This is a genomic window from Mammaliicoccus sp. FSL K6-3158 (genome assembly GCF_038005105.1).
Classification (GTDB): Bacteria; Bacillota; Bacilli; order Staphylococcales; family Staphylococcaceae; genus Mammaliicoccus; species Mammaliicoccus sciuri.
Genome location: NZ_JBBOSL010000001.1, coordinates 129,772 through 151,396 on the forward strand (window position 1 = coordinate 129,772; position 21,625 = coordinate 151,396).

A 21,625-nucleotide genomic window follows, 5' to 3' on the forward strand; every position below is an offset into this window, starting at 1 on the left:
TATGATGAACACTGTAAATGTGCCATTGTATTTTAAAAAAGATGCTTTCATAGATATTTCACCTATTACAAAAATTATCGTTTTTATTATTTCATCTATAATAATGATGCGAAGTGGATCGATGTTGGGAGAATGTGTTGTAGGGGGACTAACAGCATTATTTTTATTGAATACTAAAGAAATGATGAAGTGTTATCTGTTTGTCATGATATTCTTTGGGACGATTGCTATAGAAGGAATTGCTGAATTATTTCATTTAAGTCAAAACTTTTCTTTTGTTTTTATAATATTTAATGTTGTAAGAGTATTTATACCAGCGATTGCAATGTTTTATATTTTAGCAGAAAAAACAACTGCTAGTGAATATTTGGCAATGTTTAAAACCTTACATATTCCAGATGCTTTTGCAGTCGCTTTTGTAGTAATGTTACGTTTTATTCCAACATTATTAGAGCATTTAAAGAATATACGACAAGCATTGGTTTTTAGAAATATTAATATCGGTCCAATTTACTTTTTGAAACATCCAATCTTAACCATAGAACGATTGATAGTTCCGATGTTGATTTCATCCGGTAAAGTGATGGAAGAACTCTCGGCAGCTGCAATGACACGTGGATTAGATGTCGGAAGAAAGCGAACGACCATCATCAAATTTCGACTAAATATTGTAGATTACCTTGTGATATTTATAGCTATTGCACTCGTCATTATTTTTAAAGGGGGATGACCGTATGAATGCGATAGATCTTCAAAAGATTAGCGTGACAACATCTGATTCTACTAAAATTATTGATGAGTTTTCACTAAAAGTGGCGCAAGGTGAGTGTGTCGTTTTATGTGGGGGAAGTGGTTGTGGCAAAACAACGATTACCCGGGTAATAAATGGGTTAATACCTGAATTTTACGATACCTTAAGGTTGGAAGGTGAAGTAAAGCACTTTGGCGCATCAATTAATGGCCAGACTATTAGTGATATAGCTAAAAATGTTGGTTCTGTATTTCAAAATCCAAAATCTCAATTTTTCAATTTAGATACTTCTAATGAATTGATTTTCGGATGTGAAAATTTAAATTTAACACGAAAAGAAATTCTAGATAGAACAGAAGAGACAATAGCTGATTTAAACTTAAAAAATCTAGTTAATCGAAGCATATTTGAACTTTCTGGTGGAGAAAAACAACGTGTTGCCTGTGGCTCTATTATTTCTATGAAGCCAAAAATACTACTTCTTGATGAACCTACTGCTAATTTAGATTATGAATCAATTGAATTATTAAAGATATTACTGACTAGTTTGAAGAAACTTGGCTATACGATTCTACTATCAGAGCATCGCCTATATTGGTTAAAAGACTTAGCAGACAGATTTATATATTTGAAATCCGGACAACATCAAGCAACTTATACATTTGATGAACTATATGTTAAAAGTGAACAAGAGTTATCTACAATGGGTCTCAGAAGTATGAATGTTGATTCTTTATCTAAAAAATTGAAGCAACTAACAAATGAAAAATCATGGGAATTATGTCAAATTCAAAGAAATGTTGACGAAGATTCCTCTCTATCTATTGAACTTGAAGAAGTAGAAGTATCTTATCACGATAAGAATGTGTTTCGTATTCCTCACCTTCAATTTTCTGGTGGTAGTATTATCGGTGTTATTGGAGAGAATGGTGCAGGAAAAACTACATTTATAAACACATTATTAGGATTTACCAAGTATAAAGGTGCTATCAAAGAAAATGAACAGATATTAAAGAAGAAAATGTTGAATAAACAAGGATTTATGGTCATGCAGGACGTAAATCAACAATTGTTCTCAAATACGCTTTTAAATGAAGTTCGGTTAGGTACAGATGCAACAGAAGAACAAGTACAACAAATCTTAAAGCAATTAGGTTTGTCCCATTTAGAAACACGGCACCCTGCTTCTCTGTCGGGAGGAGAAAAACAACGAACAGCAGTAGCATCTGCATTGCTATCTGATAAAAAAATTATCGTATTTGATGAACCAACTTCAGGTCTTGATAGAAACTCATTAGAACAATTTTGTAATGAGATAAAGTCATTATCTTCACCAGATAATATTATTTTTATAGTGACACATGATATGGAAATGATATTTCAATTAGTAGATTTTGTACTACCTTGTTCTAAATATAATTAATAATTTGCTTCTGTGAGATAAGGAGGTTAATGATCAATATAATGCATATAATATTGCTTATAGAAATACAACTTGATAAATAAGAAAACCAGTAGTATCTAAACACGAATAATGAAAACTTAATAAACAATATTTTCTAGGCGGCTTATTCTATATGATCTATATAGGATAAGTCGCCTAATATTAATTTAAATACTATTTACTATCATTATAATATTTGATTAATAATATGAATTTTCTAAACTTGCGTATTCATTTTAAAAATGTTACTTTATTTATATCGTTAAATAGTAATGATTACGATTTAGGAAGTGTTAAAATGGAAAAAACAAATAAAGTAGTGATTATTGGTGCGGGTCCTGCTGGTATAGGTATGGCTATTGCATTAATTGAAATGGGATTAGATGATATTCTTATATTAGATAAAGGACAAGTTGGTGAATCTTTTAAAAATTGGCCATTATCAACTCGTTTTATCACACCTTCGTTTACAACAAATGGGTTTGGAACACCAGATATTAACGCAATCACACCTCATAGTTCCCCTGCTTTTACTTTTAAGAAAGAACATATTTCAGGCAAAGATTATGTTCAATATTTAGAAGCGCTTGTACAGATTTATAACTTGAAAGTTGACCAACATACAAATGTATTAGATGTATCCAATAATATAGACAATGAAACATATAAAGTGTATACAGATCATGGGACTATTGATGCTGAATATATCTTTGTTGCGACAGGGAATTTTTCATATCCTTATAAACCGTTTAAACATGGTAGACATTATAGTGAGGTTGAAAAATTTTCAGATATAAATGGTGAACTGGCTGTCGTAATTGGAGGTAACGAAAGCGGATTTGATGCAGCGCTCAATTTAGCATTATCCGGTAAAATCGTCGATATTTATACTAATTCTACAAGTTATAAACAAGAAGATGCTGATCCAAGTATTCGACTTTCTCCTTATACACACCAACGATATGAAGAATTAAAGGAACTTGGTTATCCCATACGTATTCATACCGAACATGTGGTGAAAGAAATTGAGTATAAAAATGGTCAATATGTTATTCAATTTAACGGCGTACACGACGATGTGAAAATTTCCGAAGAACCGATACTTGCTACTGGATTTAATCCTGTTCAACATAATCGACTAACTCGAATATTATTTGAAAATGATGGTACAAATTTTATGCTAACTGACGATGATGAATCAACAATTAATCCTAATGTCTTTATGATAGGAGATACGGTTAAACATCAAGATGTTATTCTTTGTTATATTTACAAATTTAGAACGCGTTTAGCTGTTCTAGCAAAATTAATATGTGACCGAGAAAGCTTTGAAGCAAATGAAGATGCTATTGAGTTCTATCAATCAAATCAAATGTTTTTAGATGATTATGATTGTTGTGATGTGAACTGTTCATGTTAAAAGTTGAATATAATATTAAAAATGGAACTTGTTCGCCGATACCAAACGGTGAACATTATATTGTGATTAAGCAGCTAAAAAAACTATCAACAGAGCAGAAATTACAGTTTAAAAGGTATATCATTCAAAAGCAATTAAAGCTCACACTAGATGAAAACTGTAAGCAAAAGATAGATGACCCTGACGAATCAAAATATATTATCTCTGAATTGAATATCTTAAGACAAGAACAAGCGAAACATATTCCTAAAGTAAAAGACATGTTTATAGCTTTTGCTTTAATCATATTAATGTTTATGTTGCCAATATATATTTCTTATTATTTATCTCAATATATTCAAAATCATTGGGTAGAGCAGTTTTTAGACTATGTAATACATACTGTTCAATTCGACGAAAAGGCTTTGAATGACTTATTATTTGGGGATTATGGGTTATTGTCACTCGGCATATATTCAATCATTTGGGCATTACCCGTTGTCGTTTTCATTAGTATTTCTACGAATATTATCAGTGAAAGTCATTTAAAATCTTATATCGTTTGGTCAATCGATCCAGTTATGACAAAAGTAGGATTAACTGGTTACGATATTGTACCAGTTATTGAAGGATTTGGTTGTAATTCCGCAGCAGTATTGCGTGCCAATCATGATTGTAGTGCTTGCACTAAAAATAACTGTATGAGTATGGTTAGCTTTGGATCATCATGTAGTTATCAAATTGGCGCGACACTTTCACTATTCAGTGTAATCAAAGCCCCATGGTTATTTATTCCTTATTTAATAATCGTATTTATCGGTGGTTTAATACATATTAAACTATGGTCCTCAAAAAGCATGATACCAACCCATTATTTTGTGTTAGATAAAGTTAGAAAGCCTTCAATTATAGCTGTATGGAAAGAATCCAAACAGACTATTCTGTCATTCTTAGCTCAAGCTTTACCAATATTTATGATGATTTGTGTATGTGCGAGTATCCTTTCTATGACACCTATTTTACTGTGGGCTGCAAATGTCTTTAATCCAATTTTACAGTTGATGAATGCACCTCAAGAGATGTCAACGGGTATTCTATTCTCAATGATTAGAAAAGATGGTATGTTGTTGTTCAATATGAATCAGGGCTCATTATTGCAAACGATGTCGTTAAAAAGTGTGTTCTTATTAGTATTATTTAGTTCAACATTTTCTGCATGTTCTGTAACAATCACTATGATAATTAAAAATTTAGGGTGGAAGCAAGGTCTAGGAATTGTCGTAAAACAAATGATTACAGCGACCATTTGCTTATGTGGAACTGTATTGATTATGAATTTATTTGGAGGGATTTAATTGATATTATCAGATCAAGATATTAAGCGGTTTATTAGTGAAGGTCAAGTAAGTGTCACACCTTATCGAGAACAACTTATAGAACCCGCTTCTATTGATTTAACATTAGGCAATCATTTTCTACTACCCATTTCACCAAAAGATAATGTGCAATCGTTGAAAGATCCTATTCAGTATGATGAAGTCGTTGCCAAGTCTTTTATTATACCTGGTAAATCATTTGTGTTAGCGACTACACAGGAATGTGTGAAACTTTCAAATATGATGACGGGTTTTGTAGAAGGGAGGAGTTCAATTGGTAGAGCGGGTTTATTTATACAGAATGCTGGTTGGGTAGATCCGGGATTTGAAGGTCATATTACTTTAGAATTATTTAATGCGAATGATTTCTCATTAAAAATTGAAGAAGGTCAACGAATTTGTCAACTCGTAATAGCGCGTACGCATTCACCTGCTATTTCTGGGTACAATGGAAAGTACCAAGGACAACTCAACACAACAGGTAGTAAAGTGTTTATGGATTTTGACAAATATTAAAGGTGGATTTGGTATGGAAATTTTTATCATCACTGGATTTTTAGGGAGCGGGAAGACTTCTTTACTGAATCATTTAATTAAAGATGTCCATGAAGAAGGTAAACGTATCGCTGTCATTATGAATGAGTTTGGTAAGAGGACAGTTGACTCTGAATTAATTCAGTCTGATGTAACAGTAAATGAAATCATTAATGGCTGTATATGTTGTGAAATGAAAGATGATGTTGCACATCAATTGCATATGTTATATATTGAACAACAACCAGAAATAGTTTTAATTGAATGTAGTGGTATTGCACACCCATTAGAAGTACTTGATGCATGTTTGACACCTGTACTTTCGCCATTTATAACAATAAGAAGTATCATCGGCATCATAGATATACCGGAATATCAAAAAATTTTAACCTATTCAAAACAAACACAACAACTTATCGATGTTCAACTAAAGTATTGTCAGGATATTATAGTAAATAAGCTTGATTTAATCGATTCGTGTGAGGCAATCAATGTTATTAAATCTATACAAGAACAATATCCAAGAGCAAAAACATTTTCAACAACTTATGGAAAAGTAAGTTATCATCACTTATCTAAAAAAGTTAAAAACATCCCATTTAAGAATCAAAATCAAAATTTTCATAATCATATTTACCATAAATACTACTCAATTGATAAGCCAGTTCAAATGGAAAAATTCAAATTATGGTTACAGAATTTACCCCAAAAGGTATATCGTGTAAAAGGGTTTATAACATTCGAGAATAGTCCTAATAAATATTTAGTTCAAATTTCTAATAGTAATGTGCTTATTGAAAAGTATGATATAGACATAGATGATTATCTAATTTTAATTGGAGAAAAGATAAACGAAGAAAATATCTTTTTTAGTTTATATTGAGGAAGAGAGTACTCACAAAAAAACACTTTTGTAGAAATTCACATTATGTGAATTTAACAAAAGTGTTTTTTATAAAATGGGCCTAACTCACTTAGAAACTTCAAAGCGACAGCTGTTTTTTTGATTAGATTATTTGAAAGTGCACGATATCTCGTAGTCTTCGTGCGCCAGGGCACTATTTCAGGGTATAACGCACGATATCTCGTAGACTTCGTGCGCCAGGGCGCTATTTTAGGGTATAACGCACGATATCTCAGATTCTTCGTGCGCGGCCTTCACCTCACCGTGTTCCCTCACCAAACTCTATCATCCTAAACATTCACTACTTCTGTATTTACAACTTTTGTAAATGTTGTTTGATTGATGAGCTCGGTGAGGATATTATGTTGTGTTGGGTGTAGGTTGGGATGGTCGCGATCATCTATGATTGCCCATCCGCCTACTTCATACACTTCTAATGCATCGTCTATTATATTCTGTCGATTGCCTATAAATTTTACGTACTCGACTTCTTCTTTACTTGATATATCTTCAACTAAATCTCTAACAACATGACCTACAATTGAGATACCAGGTCCTGGTATATGTGAGAGTGACTGCACTTTTTCGACGATATTAGATACATTGCCTGATATGACCGTTTGTTCTGGTCGTGTGGCGCTAAAGATAACGGCTACTGGGATGTCGTCTGTGATTTCTGCTTTAATTTCTTTAACTAAAGTTGGTAATCTCTTAACACCCATATATATGGCGAGGGTGCCACCGTGTTTGAGTGTTGTAATATCAATAGATTGTTCTTCATTATCTTTGAAGTGGCCAGTTGTAAATGTAATATTAGTTGAAACATTACGTTCTGTTAACCCACGATTAAGTTCACTCATGGCAGCTGAAGCGGCTGTTATACCAGGTACGACTTCAAATGTAATGTTGTGTGATTTTAATGTAGAAACTTCTTCCGCAAGGCGTCCAAATATTGCTGGATCGCCGCCTTTTAGACGGACGACCGTCTTATTTATGCTTGATTTTTCAACAAGTAATTGGTTAATGTCTTCTTGTTTCATAGATTTGTGATAAGGTCGTTTACCAACATGAATCCATTCCGATTCTGGTGATGAAAATTGTAATATAAATGGATTCACTAGTTGGTCGTATAAAATAACATCTGCCCGCTTAATACATCGCTCTGCTTTTTTAGATAATAATAAAGGATTTCCTGGACCTGCACCGACTAAATATACTTGGGGTTGTGCGATTATAGACATACGTATATGTCTCCATCGACCACTTCCACAGAATAAGTTGCGACACATCCTTCATCTGGTTCTTGGACTTGACCAGTCGATAAGTCAATTTTTTGATCATGAAGTGGACAGTATACATAATCTCCACTCACTGTACCTTCTGATAATGGACCTTGTTTATGAGGACAAATATTATTAATCGCACGAATGATACCTTCTTCAGTTAAAAATAAACCAATTTGGGTATCTCCGACGATGACTTTCTTACCGATTAACGGTTCGAGTTCTGAAATATGTGCAACTCTTACTTTCTCATTTGCTAATGTCATATTTACACCTTCTCCACTTCAAAAATGTGACGTTTATCTTTATTTAGCACGACTTTATGCCATGGCTCTGTATCGTATGCACGTTTCGCATCCATTATGCGCGCGTAAAGTTCATCTTGTTTTTCAGGGTCAAGTACAACTGATTTCACTTGGTCAAAGCCAAGTCTCTTGAGCCATGGTGCTGTACGTTCTGCATAAATGCCTGTTTCACGATAGTATTGCATGTATGCACCACATAGTTTGACAACTTCATCTTCAGTTTCAACAGTTGTCAGTAATTCACCTGCGACGACATCTGTACCACCATTACCACCAATGTAAATTTGGAAACCATTTTCTACACCAATGACACCGAAGTCTTTTACACCTGATTCTACACAGCTACGTGGACAACCTGAAACACCCATTTTGAATTTATGTGGTGTGTCGATATATTCAAATGTTTTCTCTAAACGAATACCTAATTTTGTTGTGAATTGTGTACCGAATCGGCAGAATTCTTTACCAACACAACTTTTAACTGAACGTGTCTTCTTACCGTATGCAGATGCTGAACGCATATCTAAATCTTTCCAAATTTGTGGTAATTCTTCTTTTTTAACACCGTATAAACCGATACGTTGTGCACCCGTAATTTTGACTAATGGGATATGGTATTTCTTCGCTACTTCACCAAGACGAATAAGTTGATCGGCATCTGTGACACCGCCGCGCATTTGTGGAATAACAGAGAATGTGCCGTCTTTTTGAATATTGGCGTGGTAACGTTCGTTCGCAAAGCGTGAAGCTTTTTCATCTTCATGGTCATGAGGGTATACCATGTTTAAATAGTAGTTAATAGCAGGGCGGCATTTTGGACATCCACCTTTATCTTTAAAGTCTAATACGTGTCGAACTTCTTTAGATGTTTTTAAACCTTTAGCCCGAATTTGAGTAACGATTTGATCTCTTGTAAGGTTTGTACATGCACAAATACTTGTTGGCGCTGCAGCAACAAAGTCGTCACCAAGTGTATATTCTAAGAGCTCTGCGATTTGACCTTTACACTTACCACATGAGTTACCAGCTTTTGTCACACGTGTGACATCAGCTACGGACGTTAAACCTTGATCTTTAATCGCTTCTACGATGACACCTTTAGAAATGCCGTTACACCCGCAGATTGTTTCATCGTTATCCATTTCAGCAACGCTAATCGCATCAACTTCTCCTGCTTTATGAAGAATTGAAACGAGTGTATATTCATCGATTGTATCGCCTTTTTTCATCATATTATAAAAGCGATTGCCTTCTTCTGTATCACCATAAAGTACTGCACCGACAATCGTCTTATCTTTGACGAATATTTTCTTATAAATGTTATCGACACCGTTAAAAGTTTCAATACCACGGACACCTTCACTTTCAGTAATCCAACCTGCACTAAATAAATCGCAGCCTGATACTTTTAAAGAAGTAAAGGTCGTTGATCCTTTGTAACCTTCAGTTGGAATGCCCGTAATATGATCTGCCAGGACTTTACCTTGGTCATATAGTGGGGCAACAAGTCCGTAAACTTTTGAACGGTGTTCTGCACATTCTCCAACTGCGTAAATTTCTGGGTCACTTGTACGCATGAAATCGTCTACTATGATACCGCGTCCAATTTCTAATCCAGCGGCACGTGCTTCTTTCGTTACTGGGCGAATACCAACTGCCATCACGACCATGTCTGTTGCGATAACACGTCCATCTGATAAACGTATAGCTTCAACATAGTCTTCACCAATAATTTCTTGTGTATTCGCTTGTAATTCAAATTTAATACCTTGCTTTTCAAGGTCTGCTTTTAAAAGTTCTCCTGCTTTACGATCCAGTTGTACTTCCATCAGCCATTCTGCTAAATGTACGACTGTCACGTCCATACCTTGATCTACAAGACCACGTGCGCATTCTAGACCGAGTAAACCGCCACCTATAACAATGGCACGTTTTTTAGTCTTAGCTGTTTCTAACATCTTTTCAGTGTCATCTATGGTTCTGAAACCGACAACACCTTCTAGACGAGAACCATCAATTGGTAGAATGAATGAATCAGAACCAGTCGCAATAATCATTTGGTCATATGATACTTTCACGCCATGTTCTGTTTCGACTTGTTTTAGTTCACGATCAATTTTTACAACCTTATTACCTGTTATTAATCGAATGTTATGTTCTTCATACCATTCATAAGGGTTCATAATCGTTTCTTCTTTTGTCATTTTATTTTGAAGAATGTTTGATAACATGATTCGGTTATAGTTTGGATAAGGTTCTTTACCGATGATTGTGATTTCAAAGCGGTCTGGATCACGATCTAGAATTTCTTCAATTGTACGGACACCAGCCATACCATTACCGATCATTAAAAGTTTTGTTTTACTCATGCATATCCTCCTTCGTTGAATCTAACCATGCTTTAATTTTCACTGCATAGTGTTGTGTTCGTTGAATATCTTGGCCATGTGAGCTAATACTAATTGTTAGGCCATTGTGTTCAATATCTAAGGTGTTATAAAAGTTGGATTGTTTGCGATCCCCGGTATGATTGACCCATTGAGAGGGTAGGGCGTCTTGAGCTACTCGGTCATTCGTTTCGGGCTGGTTAGTTGCGATAATAATTAAATCTGCATGGGCAATATGTTCTCGTTGATAGTCTGCTTGTATAAGGCGAATATGTTTCGTTGGTTGAATCATATCAAAGTGCTCATGAAATTCGCGTGCGATAACATCAATTGAGCAAGGCTCTGATTTCAATTTAGAGAACTTTCTCCATGCAATTTTGCCACCACCAATGATTACGACATGTTTACCTTTAAGGTTAAGTTGTACTGGATACATCCGGTACCGCCTCACATTCAGCAATTCTTAAATGTACGATGTCTTTTAATAACGGATGAAAATTAATAGCCGTCGTATATGTGATAGGATTCGGTAAACCTAGAGACTCTATTTGACGTTTCGACTTATTTACAAGGAAACCATCATAGAAGAAAAATGGAATAATTAATAATTTACGATGCTTTTTAGCGATTTTCGGTAACGTTTCTTTAAAGCGCAGTTCACCATAGACCATACTCGGGTAACATGGATTTTGATCCGTTGATAGTTCGTGACAAATTCGTGTAAGTGCAACATTCGGTTCATCAAAGCGTGCATTACCGTGAGCAAGTACGACAATTCCAGTTTCATCATCAATGTCATCTTTGTAAGCTTCAAGTTGTGAAGCAACCCAGTTTGTCATAATCGGGTGTGTGCCCAATGGTTTACTTAATATAAACTGCACGTTCGGGTTCTTATCTTGAAATGATTCATATAACGCTTCGATATCTTCATAATAATGAGAAGCGGTAAACAATAATAACGGCATAAGATGAATACGTGAATATCCATAATCAACCGTTTGTTGAATCACTTCATCTAATAGGATCTCTTCACTTTCTAAAAAGGCCACCTCATAATCAATCTCATCACTATTAAAAGTTTGATGAATAAAATTTAATAACGTTTCATTTAACTTTCCCTTTCTCATACCATGAACAACTAAAATCGTCTTTCGCATGACAATCCCTCCTACATCATTATTCTAAAACAATATAACGAAAGTTTGTGAATTTTTTCTCAAAAAGAAGAAAAATAGGGAATTCCCTATATATTAACGTGAAAAAATAAATCATGCATATGATTTTTTGTAATAACTGACAAAAATATTTTTTAAATTTTCAGATTTGTATAATTATAAATTTTCCTAAACGTGATAGCATGAAATTGTTTATCAAAATAAGCAAAGGGGTCGTGCACATTGGTAAAGGAAAATGATAAGGCAAAGAACGAAGATAGGTCTAACAAAAAGTTTAGTATGCCACATATATATGTGATTTTATTTGTTTTCGGTGTGATTGCAACTATTTCTACATATTTAATTCCATCAGGTGAGTTTGATAGGGTTAAAGGGCCTGAGGGTAGAGAAATGGTAGATGCAGATTCATTTCATTACATAGATTCAGCACCAGTTGGTTTGGTTGATTTTATTTCGATTATACCACGAGGTTTAATTGAAGCAGGAGAAATTGTCTTCTTTACACTTATCATCGGTGGGATGTTTATGGTGTTAAGACGTACAGGTATTATTGAAATTGGTGTGGATAAACTTGCACGCCAGTTTATAAATAAAAGTATTTTGATTATTCCAGTATTAACAACAGTATTTGCGATTATTGCAACATTAATCGGTACAGCAGAGTTGTCACTCGTTTATATTCCGGTTATTATTCCGCTTATTATTGCGTTAGGTTATGACTCTATAACCGCTACATCTATTGCATTGTGTGGTACTGTAGTCGGCTTCACGGTCGGTGTATTAAATCCAATCAATACAGGATTAGCACAAAAATTATCAGGTATTCCAACATTTTCAGGACTTGGATTACGTTTAGCTATTTTTGTGATTGTACTATTTGTAACGATATTATTTATTATGAAATACGCTAAAAAAATTAAAAAAGATCCTTCAATCAGTTTAGTTTATCATGATGATACTGAGAAGCGACATATGTACAAAGATATTACGAATCAAGAACCACTCGTTGCGACTAAACGACAAAAAATCGGTATTGCCGTAGTGCTCTTATTCTTTATCATTCTTGTATACGGCGTTATTACACAAGGCTGGTTTATGGTAGAAATGTCAGGTCTTTTCATAGTTATGGGTATTGTAGTAGGTTTAGTCACTGGATTGAATACGCGTGAAATTTGTGAGTCATTTAATGATGGTTTCAAAGATGTATTAATGGGTGCCATTATTGTAGGACTTGCACGTTCAATAGCCGTTGTACTTGAAGACGGTAAAATTATGGACAGTATCGTTCACGGATTAGGTTCTGTTATCGATGGTGCAACACCAACAGTAGCAGTAGTCGGTATGTATATCGTACAAGTGTTGATTAATTTTATTATTTCTTCAGGAAGCGGACAAGCGTTAGTGACAATGCCAATTATGGCACCATTAGCAGATATGCTAGGTATTACAAGACAGACTGCAGTCTTAGCCTTCCAATTAGGAGACGGATTTACACATGTCTTCTATCCAACAAGCGGGTACTTTATGGCAGCATTGGCAATCGGAGGCGTATCATATACAAAATGGATCCGATTCTTCTTCCCACTCTTTATCGTATGGGGTGTCATTTCAATCATTTCATTAATCTTTGCGCAGTTAATCGGTTGGTCGTAGGGAGAAAATTAATAAGTTGTAGAAGGAGATTCAAGTTTGATAACTTGGGTCTCTTTTATTTATAGATTGATAATTATTATAACGGTGTGGCACAATGTATTTATTAATTAAAGGGGTGTCATATGAAGATAAATAGAGTCATCAATCATAATGTGATTAGTGTCACCCACAACAACCAAGAACGTGTTGTGATGGGGAAAGGGATAGGTTTTCAAAAGCAAGAAGGCGATATTGTGGAAGAATCAAAGATTGAAAAAATATTTGATTTAAGTAGCCAGGAAATTTCTGATCGCTTTAAAACGTTATTAATCGAAGTGCCGATTGAAGTGGTTCAAGCTGTTGAGAAAATAATCGAAGTATCGAAAGATAAATATCAAAAAGATCTCAGCGATACTATTTATGTTGCACTGACGGATCATATAAACTTTGCTATTGAGCGACAAAAAGAGGGAATGGCTATAAAGAATGGATTGCTATGGGAAACGAAGCGTTTTTATCCAACTGAGTATGAAATTGGTGTTCAAGCATTAGATTGGATTGCTGAAATTGTTGGTGTTCGTTTACCTGAAGATGAAGCGGGATTTATTGCAATTCACTTGTTAAATGCAGAACATAATAACTTAGCAGACTATAATCAAGTCACAGAAATGGTGCAAAATATTTTAAGCTTAGTGAAATACCATTTTAGATTAGATTTTGATGAAGAAAGTCTAACTTACTATAGATTTGTGACACATTTAAAATTTCTTGCACAACGTATTTTCTCAAGTAACCCGCTTGATACAAATGAAATCGAACTTTACGAGATAGTAAAAGAAAAATATAAACATGCATTTAAATGTGTGAAGAAAATTGAAGTATTTTTATTGAAAAAGTACCAGTATGAAATGACGCATGATGAAGCGTTGTACTTAACGATTCATATACAGAGATTAATTTCCAGAAATGAAAGCGTTGACAATAAATAATTATGTGATATATTGATGTTACGAAAACAAAATAAACAATTAATTGTTTAGGATTGTTACTGTTCGGCAGGCGAGACCTAAATCATTAATAGGTGAATTTATCTAGGGATAAGTCTATCTATTTATGATTTGGGTCTTTTTTTATTGTTCTAAACAAGACGGGAGAGATATAAAGATGACAAATGAACAAAGGATGGCTGATGAAATACTTAAACACATTGGCGGTAGTAACAATGTTAAAAATTTAACACATTGTATGACACGTTTAAGATTTGTGTTGAAAGATGACAGTAAGGCTGATGATGATGCCATAAAAAATATTGATGGCGTTATGGGGTTACGTAAGCAAGGTGGACAATATCAAGTTATTGTAGGAAACAATGTATCACACACTTATACAGCATTGATGAAAAGTGGTGTCAGTGGTGGCGCTAAAAGTAATGAACCAGTTGAAAAGAAAAAGTTAACCTTTAAACAGGTGGGTATCAATATTCTTGATGCGATTATCGGAACGATGTCACCATTAATTCCTGCTATTATTGGTGGTTCGATGATTAAATTATTGGCCATGTTATTAAGTATGACGGGCGTACTGTCAGAAAGCAGTTCAACGTATAATATTTTAAATACTATAGGAGATGCACCTTTCTTCTTCTTACCAATGCTTGTTGCAGTATCTGCAGCGAGGAAATTTAACAGTAACGTATTTTTAGCATTGGCAATTGCTGGTGTTATGGTACATCCAGTATTTATGGAAATTATGGAAAAAGCAGCAGAAGGTAAAGAAGCAACTTTCGCATTTATTCCAGTTATGTCAGTGAAATATACTTATACGATTATTCCAGCAATCGTCATGACTTGGTTACTGAAATATATTGAAGATTTTGCAGATCGTATTACACCAATTGTAATGAAAAACTTCTTGAAACCAATGTTAATCTTATTAATTGCTGCACCAATAGCGATTATTATCGTAGGTCCAACAGGCATTTTGATTGGTACAGGACTATCTCAGATTGTCTTCTTTGTACATGATAAATTAGGATTTTTAGCAGTAGCTATCGTAGGTGCTTTATGGCCATTATTAGTTATGACAGGTATGCACCGTGTATTCACACCAACGATTGTTCAAACAATTGCTGAAACAGGTAAGGAAGGTATGGTTATGCCATCTGAGATTGGCGCTAACTTATCATTAGGTGGCGTTTCATTAGCAGTAGCATTTAAAACGAAAAATAGAGAATTACGTCAAACGTCATTGGCAGCTGCATCATCAGCCATTATTGCAGGTATAACTGAGCCAGCACTATATGGGGTTGCTATTCGATTAAAACGTCCAATGATTGCATCTGTTATTACAGGATTTATTGCAGGTGCTGTAGCAGGGCTTGCAGGTTTAGCAAGTCATTCTATGGCAGCACCAGGTTTGTTTACGAGTGTACAATTTATTGAAAAAGATAATCCAATGAGTATAGTGTGGATTATTGTTGTAATGGTTCTATCGGTTGTTCTTTCATTTATCTTAACGTTAGTGCTTGGATTTGAAGATATTCCAGAATCTGAAGATGAATTATTAGATTTAGGTACTCAAGATCATCTAACAGTTGCAGCACCTGTTGAAGGGCGTATTAAACCAATTGAAAGTGTTGAAGATGACGTATTTAGTAGAGAAGTAATCGGAAAAAGTATGGCAATTGAACCAACAGGTAATAAAATTTATGCACCCGTAACAGGTACGGTAACTTCTGTATTTCCAACAAAACATGCTATCGGTATAACAGGAGATAATGGTGTTGAAGTATTAGTACATGTAGGCATTGACACGGTGAAATTAAATGGAGAACCATTTACATCAACAATTGAACAAGGTGATCATGTAACTGTTGGCGATATTCTTGGAACATTTGATTTAACTCAAATTATTGAATCTGGTTATGATCCGACAACGATTATTGTCATTACAAATACAGATGAATATGAATCTATAACATCCTTTGATCACGCAGAGGTTAAAGCACAAACATCTATATTAGGAGTGGTTAAATTATGACAATAAAATATTTCCCGGAAAATTTTCTCTGGGGTGGTGCAATAGCAGCCAATCAAACAGAGGGCGCTTGGGATAAAGATGGTAGAGGAATCAGTAATATTGATTTAATTCCTCATGGTTCAAAGAGACAAGATATAAAGTTAGGTTATAAAAAGAGCGAACTTGATCAGAATGAATATTATCCAAGTCATACTGGTATAGATTTTTATCATCATTATAAAGAGGATATTGGCTTACTTGCTGAAATGGGTTTGAAAGTATTTAGAACATCTATATCTTGGAGTAGAATTTATCCAAATGGTGATGAAGAAATGCCGAATCAGGCAGGTATAAATTATTACAAAGATTTATTCAAGACATGTAAACAACATGGTATGGAATTACTCGTTACACTTGCGCATTTTGATATTCCAATGGGTATAGTTGAAAAATATAATGGGTGGAAAAATAGAGAAACGATAGATTTATATATTAAATTTGCAGATACATGCTTTAATAATTTTGGAGAATACGTGAATTATTGGATTCCATTCAATGAAATTAATGTAGTGTTACACAGTCCATTTTCAGGTGGAGGATTATACTTTGATGATAGTGAAAATAGGGAAGAAATATTATATCAAGCCGCACATTATATGTTAGTAGCAAGTGCGAAAGCTGTTCGAAGTTGTCATCGTATTACACCACAAGCAAAAATTGGATGTATGATTGCCGGTGGTAGTTTCTATCCATACAGTTGTAATCCAGAAGATGTATGGCAGTCTATGAATGATGAAAGAACAAATACTTTCTTTGTAGATGTGCAAGCGAAAGGTAAATATCCATACTATATGGATTCATTTTTTAAGAATAAAGGGATTAACATTGAAATAGATGAGTCAGATAAAGAAATTCTGAAAGAAACGGTGGATTTTGTAGCATTTAGTTATTATGCGTCTCGAACGTCTATTGCGGATATATCAAGAGTTGAAAAAAATGAAGGAAATGTAATTGTATCAGCCAAAAATCCTTATCTTAAAATGAGCGATTGGGGATGGGTTATCGATCCGCTTGGTTTAAGGATAACGATGAATCAAATATATGAAAGATTTGAAAAGCCACTATTTGTCGTTGAAAATGGATTAGGTGCCAAAGATGAGATAGAAGCAGATGGTACAATCCAAGATAATTATAGAATAGATTATATGAAACAGCATATAGAAGCTATGTACGATGGTATTCAAGATGGCGTTCCATTGTTGGGATATATAAGTTGGGGTATTATCGATTTAGTGTCTGCATCAACAGGAGAAATGAGTAAACGATATGGCATGATTTATGTAGATAAAGACGATGTAGGAAGCGGGACACTCGAACGTCGAAAGAAAAAGTCTTTTGATTGGTATAAAAAAGTTATCCAACAAAATGGAATTGAAGTATAAAATTAAACTGAATAAGCACATATAAAACACATCACTTCAATCTGATACTAATCAGGTAAGTGATGTGTTTATTCTTGTAGATTAAATAATTCGTTAGATGATTTAATCATGGTAGGATGAGTATATATTATTTCGTAGCACACTATTTTTTTGTGTAATTATTAGTTTTATATATTAACAGACTGTTTTAGCTTTGCTAAAAAATGTTAGAAGAATTAAAAGTTAAACTATTTCATTATATATATAAAATTAGACTAATGGGAAAAATAAGAAAATTATATACTGGAAAATTTAATTACAAATGTATAAAATTATGAATAAAGGGTAATATACTTTTATGGAACAAAGGATGTTTGAAGGAGGAGCACTGATGAAGAATGTTATTTTACCAATTGTAAAAGTTACGACACCTATTGTTGGTGGACGGTTAATAGGGAAATTTGCAGTGAAGAATGCAAGAAAGGATTATAGTAAAAATGTGAAACCACCATTTTCACCACCTGGTTATATATTTCCTATTGTGTGGCCAATATTGTATATGTCAATGGGTATTGCTTATGCACTCGTATCTCACAAACCAGGGAAGAAGCGGATTAAGGGTGCTTATTATACACAATTGGGTTTAAATTATGGGTGGTCAATATTATATTTTAAGTATAAATTAAGATTCAGCGCATTGATTGAAAGTGCTGTATTGTTAGGTGCTGTCTTGATGACAACGATAACATTCTTTAATGTGAAGAAGTTAGCGGGTTTGATATTGGTTCCGTATACACTTTGGAGTGCTTTTGCGACTTATTTAACAGCTGGTAACTGGTTATTAAATAAAGACAATCCAAGATATACAGATAAGTCAAATGTTTAAGCTTATAAGAACTTTCATCTATATAGCACTTTATTGGTTTATCACTCAAATGTTTATTGTACAAATTGGACTGCGTATACATGATAAGTGGTTAGTACGAGATTTTCGATATTTTAAGAGTGGTTCTTTGGAACAAAACGGTCAATTATGGCAAAAACTTGTAAAGGTGAAATGTTGGAAAGATCATTTGCCAGATGGTCAAATGATACAATCGGATATTGTCAGCAAATCGCACTATAATCAGTCAAGTGATATAACGAATATAGAGAAGTTTGTGATAGAAACGAAACGAGCAGAATTGGTTCATTTATTATCTATCTTGCCAATTGTTGTATTTATCAAGTCGAAGAAAAGTATAAAAGTAATAAATATTGTTTATGTGGTCATTGCTAATGTTCCTTGCATCATTGTGCAACGTTATAACCGACCTAAGTTACAACGTATATATTTGAAAAAGCTAATAAGAAAAGGTGATTAAATGGTTAACAAACAAGTTGTCGTCATTGGCGGAGGATTAGGTGGTATAACAAGTGCTATCCGCATGGCTCAAGCAGGTTATCACGTAGATTTATATGAAAAAAATAACCACATCGGTGGAAAGGTAAACCGCATAGAGACGGGAGATTACGGGTTTGATTTAGGGCCATCTATCTTAACGATGCCTAAAATATTTCAACGTCTTTTTGAACAGTGTGGAAGAAGGCTTGAAGATTATGTGAGCATTCGCAAATTACCATTACAAATTAGAAATGTCTATCCTGATGGAACTGTTATAGATTTATATGAATCGATAGAAGACACTTTGATTCAGAACAAACATCTTTCATCTAACGATATGACACAACTAAAAACTTTTTTTGAGTATGCTAATAAAATTCATCATCAAGCTGAACGCAGTTATTTCGATAAAGGTATAGATCATTTGTCGGATATTATCCGGTTTCATGGACCTCTGTCAGCTTTAAAGCAGTTTGATTATTTTCATACGATGCAACAAGCAATCGATAAACGGGTAGATAATCCATATTTGAGGGAAATGCTAGGTTACTTTATTAAATATGTAGGATCATCTTCATACGATGCACCGGCTGTATTAAGTTTATTACCTGAAATGCAACATGAGGAAGGTCTTTGGTATGTAGATGGCGGGATTCATAAATTAGCAGAAGCGATGGAACAATTAGCACGTGAATTAGGTGTCTCGATTCATTTAAATGCACATGTGGAGCGTATTATATATAATCAAAACAAAGAAGTTACGGGTATTCAACTTGATAATAATGTACATCAACATGCTGATTATATTATCTCAAATATGGAAGTATTACCTGTATATGAAAAATTAATGAATATGAAACAAAGTCGGTTAAATCAGTTAGAAAGCAAATTTGAACCCGCGAGTTCGGGATATGTTATGCATTTAGGAGTAGATAAAAGCTATCCCGAACTTAGACATCATAATTTCTTCTTCTCTAAAGATTCAAAGCGTAATTACGATGAAGTCTTCCATCAGTATATCTTACCCCAAGATCCGACTATTTATATAGTCAATACAAATAAGACTGATCCGACACAAGCACCTAAAGGACAAGAAAACATCAAAATATTACCGCATATACCATATATTCAACATCAGCAATTTAGTCAAGATGAATATCAAGCTTTTCGAGAACGCATATTAGACAAATTAGAGTCCATGGGATTACATGGTTTAAGAAAGCACATCATATACGAAGATATTTGGACACCACATGATATAGAACGTACTTATCAATCTCATAAAGGTGCTATATATGGGGTCGTTTCAGATAAAAAGAAAAACAAAGGATTTAAATTTCCTAAAAAGAGTCAATACTATAAAAACCTTTATTTTGTTGGGGGTTCTGTCAATCCTGGCCCAGGAATGCCAATGGTCACATTAAGTGGTATGCAAGTAGCTGATAGTATTATTGCTGAAGACGGAAAGTAGTTGATATAGATGATAATAATAGTATATGTTGTAACACTAATCTTGACGATTTGTACGATGCTAAGTGGGGCATTGATGTACTTCAGGCGCTGTAAGATTAATCCTAGTCATATGGAAGCTTCTAAGACACCTGTTAGTCTCATTGTTCCTGCTAGAAATGAAGCGAAAAATTTACCGAACTTACTTAAACGTGTGGCCAATCATAAAGATATAGAAATTATTGTCATGGACGATGACTCTACAGATCAAACTTGCGCAATTGCCGAACAATATGGCGCACATGTTTATAAAGTTTCAAAGCATGCTACTTGGAAAGGTAAATCGCATGCTTGTTGGGAAGGTAGTCAGGTTGCCTCTCACAATATGTTGCTGTTTGTAGATGCTGATGTTCAATTTAGTCGTCTTGATAGTATTTGGCAAATCGTAAACCAATATAAATTGCAACAGTATAGAGGGCTACTTTCTATACAGCCTTATCATATGATTGAACGATTGTATGAGAACGCATCGGCATTATTTAACGTAATGACGATAGTAGGTATGAATACATTCTCTATTACGAAGTCTAAATATGATGACCAAATGGCATTTGGTCCAGTCATTCTAACGAATAAGCAAGATTACGAATTAACACAAGGTCACTTTAACGCAAAAGATTCAATTATCGAAGGTTTCGCTATAAGTAAGTCTTATCATCAACATGCTTTACCAGTGGAATTATATGAAGGTCAAGGTGTTGTGAATTTTAGAATGTATCCCCAAGGATATAAATCGCTTATAGAAGGTTGGAGTAAGCATATTGCATTAGGCGCTCAAGTAACGAAGCAATCAACATTGGCTTTAATCGTATTGTGGTTAATTGGTACTGTGACTTCAACAATAATGGTTATAATATCGTTATGGTTAAATCCTATATTTATCGCATTAGCTTTAATGGTGTATGTTTTATATGCCTTTCAACATTATATTATTTTAAAGAGAACTGGGAATTTTCATATCTTAGTGAGCGTTTGTCATCCATTGATGTTCATGAATTTTATGATGATATTTATGAAATCATGGTTTGATGTCCATGTGTTTAAAATAATTCAATGGAAAGGGAGAAAAATAAATTTATAAAAATTGCAACACTCAAAAGTAT

The 21,625-nt window shown here is 34.1% G+C and carries 19 protein-coding genes; 14 read left to right on the plus strand and 5 right to left on the minus strand.

What is annotated here, in order from left to right:
- The first annotated feature begins 1 nt into the window (after position 1).
- The 6 genes from MHH94_RS00635 (at position 2) to MHH94_RS00660 (ending at position 6,387) form a co-directional block, all read left to right on the plus strand.
- Complete coding sequence (locus MHH94_RS00635) at positions 2–730, plus strand: energy-coupling factor transporter transmembrane component T (protein WP_078355427.1); 729 nt, start codon at positions 2–4, stop codon at positions 728–730.
- Between the two features lie 4 nt (positions 731–734).
- Positions 735–2,174, plus strand: coding sequence for an ABC transporter ATP-binding protein (locus MHH94_RS00640; RefSeq protein WP_078355375.1), 1,440 nt, complete (start codon positions 735–737; stop codon positions 2,172–2,174).
- A 319-nt stretch (positions 2,175–2,493) separates the two neighbouring features.
- Positions 2,494–3,615 (plus strand): NAD(P)/FAD-dependent oxidoreductase, encoded by a 1,122-nt coding sequence (locus tag MHH94_RS00645; RefSeq protein WP_078355374.1) that lies wholly within the window; start codon positions 2,494–2,496, stop codon positions 3,613–3,615.
- Positions 3,609–4,949 carry a nucleoside recognition domain-containing protein gene (locus MHH94_RS00650; RefSeq protein WP_078355373.1) on the plus strand — a complete coding sequence of 447 codons (1,341 nt, stop codon included), beginning with the start codon at positions 3,609–3,611 and terminating at the stop codon, positions 4,947–4,949. Before MHH94_RS00645 ends, MHH94_RS00650 begins: the two co-directional genes overlap by 7 nt.
- Complete coding sequence (gene dcd / locus MHH94_RS00655; protein ID WP_078355372.1) at positions 4,950–5,486, plus strand: dCTP deaminase; 537 nt, start codon at positions 4,950–4,952, stop codon at positions 5,484–5,486.
- A 13-nt stretch (positions 5,487–5,499) separates the two neighbouring features.
- On the plus strand, positions 5,500–6,387 hold the full coding sequence (locus MHH94_RS00660) for a CobW family GTP-binding protein (RefSeq protein WP_182683124.1): 888 nt from the start codon (positions 5,500–5,502) through the stop codon (positions 6,385–6,387).
- A 311-nt stretch (positions 6,388–6,698) separates the two neighbouring features.
- Here MHH94_RS00660 and cobA read toward each other — a convergent pair whose 3' ends face one another.
- From cobA to MHH94_RS00685, 5 genes are read right to left on the minus strand one after another with little or no spacing between them, the layout of a single operon-like run.
- On the minus strand, positions 6,699–7,649 hold the full coding sequence (gene cobA / locus MHH94_RS00665) for a uroporphyrinogen-III C-methyltransferase (RefSeq protein ID WP_078355370.1): 951 nt from the start codon (positions 7,647–7,649) through the stop codon (positions 6,699–6,701).
- Positions 7,640–7,957 (minus strand): nitrite reductase small subunit NirD, encoded by a 318-nt coding sequence (nirD, locus tag MHH94_RS00670; RefSeq protein ID WP_078355369.1) that lies wholly within the window; start codon positions 7,955–7,957, stop codon positions 7,640–7,642. The genes cobA and nirD overlap by 10 nt, the downstream gene beginning before the upstream one ends.
- 2 nt (positions 7,958–7,959) lie before the next feature.
- On the minus strand, positions 7,960–10,365 hold the full coding sequence (nirB, locus tag MHH94_RS00675) for a nitrite reductase large subunit NirB (RefSeq protein ID WP_107603009.1): 2,406 nt from the start codon (positions 10,363–10,365) through the stop codon (positions 7,960–7,962).
- Positions 10,358–10,819, minus strand: a complete 462-nt coding sequence (locus MHH94_RS00680) for a precorrin-2 dehydrogenase/sirohydrochlorin ferrochelatase family protein (protein WP_078355367.1) — start codon at positions 10,817–10,819, stop codon at positions 10,358–10,360. The genes nirB and MHH94_RS00680 overlap by 8 nt, the downstream gene beginning before the upstream one ends.
- Entirely contained in the window at positions 10,800–11,540 is a 741-nt protein-coding gene (locus MHH94_RS00685) for a sirohydrochlorin chelatase (protein WP_078355366.1), read from the minus strand. The genes MHH94_RS00680 and MHH94_RS00685 overlap by 20 nt, the downstream gene beginning before the upstream one ends.
- Positions 11,541–11,837: 297 nt before the next feature.
- Between MHH94_RS00685 and MHH94_RS00690 the strand changes: the two genes are divergently transcribed.
- The 8 genes from MHH94_RS00690 (at position 11,838) to MHH94_RS00725 (ending at position 21,603) form a co-directional block, all read left to right on the plus strand.
- Entirely contained in the window at positions 11,838–13,211 is a 1,374-nt protein-coding gene (locus tag MHH94_RS00690; RefSeq protein WP_058590999.1) for a YfcC family protein, read from the plus strand.
- Positions 13,212–13,333: 122 nt separating this feature from the next.
- Positions 13,334–14,179 (plus strand): BglG family transcription antiterminator LicT, encoded by an 846-nt coding sequence (licT, locus tag MHH94_RS00695; protein WP_058590925.1) that lies wholly within the window; start codon positions 13,334–13,336, stop codon positions 14,177–14,179.
- Between the two features lie 175 nt (positions 14,180–14,354).
- Entirely contained in the window at positions 14,355–16,229 is a 1,875-nt protein-coding gene (ascF, locus tag MHH94_RS00700; RefSeq protein ID WP_078355365.1) for a PTS cellobiose/arbutin/salicin transporter subunit IIBC, read from the plus strand.
- The gene (gene ascB, locus MHH94_RS00705) at positions 16,226–17,650 is read left to right on the plus strand and encodes a 6-phospho-beta-glucosidase (protein ID WP_106417282.1); all 1,425 of its coding nucleotides are present in this window, start codon (positions 16,226–16,228) and stop codon (positions 17,648–17,650) included. Before ascF ends, ascB begins: the two co-directional genes overlap by 4 nt.
- 370 nt (positions 17,651–18,020) lie before the next feature.
- A complete protein-coding gene (locus MHH94_RS00710; RefSeq protein ID WP_048540394.1) occupies positions 18,021–18,515 on the plus strand; it encodes a TspO/MBR family protein in 495 nt (164 codons plus the stop codon).
- A gap of 127 nt (positions 18,516–18,642) precedes the next feature.
- Entirely contained in the window at positions 18,643–18,993 is a 351-nt protein-coding gene (locus MHH94_RS00715) for a glycosyl-4,4'-diaponeurosporenoate acyltransferase CrtO family protein (RefSeq protein ID WP_229412490.1), read from the plus strand.
- The gene (locus MHH94_RS00720) at positions 18,994–20,484 is read left to right on the plus strand and encodes a phytoene desaturase family protein (protein ID WP_058590923.1); all 1,491 of its coding nucleotides are present in this window, start codon (positions 18,994–18,996) and stop codon (positions 20,482–20,484) included.
- 9 nt (positions 20,485–20,493) lie between these two features.
- Complete coding sequence (locus MHH94_RS00725; protein WP_228065219.1) at positions 20,494–21,603, plus strand: glycosyltransferase family 2 protein; 1,110 nt, start codon at positions 20,494–20,496, stop codon at positions 21,601–21,603.
- The last annotated feature ends 22 nt before the right edge of the window (positions 21,604–21,625 follow it).